General features: G+C 77.2%; 1 protein-coding gene. It reads right to left on the minus strand.

The window, feature by feature from the left end:
• The coding region (locus PUR56_RS17480) for a hypothetical protein (protein WP_329949604.1) at positions 1 to 210 on the minus strand (210 nt) is incomplete at its 3' end.
• Between the last annotated feature and the right edge of the window lie 127 nt (positions 211 to 337).

A 337-nucleotide genomic window follows, 5' to 3' on the forward strand; every position in this document is an offset into this window, starting at 1 on the left:
CAACCCACGCACCACGGCGCGGACGTCCTCCAATCTCTGCTCCAGCAGCCGGGAGTGGAAGGCGTGACTGGGCCGCAGACGGCTGGACTTCCAGCCCCGCCCACCCGCAGCCTCGGCAACGGCGTCGATCTCGGCTTCCCGGCCCGCGAACACCACGGCCCCTGGGCCGGGCAGCACGGCGACGTCCACGTGGGGGAACGCCTCCAGCACCTCCGCCGCGGACGCGCCGGCGGCGGACCCGGACCTGGACGCCGCCGCGCGGACCGGCCCCGGGGCCGTGGTGGTCGCGGGCCCGGACCCCGAGATCGACGCCGTTGCCGAGGCTGCGGGTGGGCGG

The sequence above is a fragment of the Streptomyces sp. BE303 genome (assembly GCF_036290945.1).
Lineage (GTDB): Bacteria > Actinomycetota > Actinomycetes > Streptomycetales > Streptomycetaceae > Kitasatospora.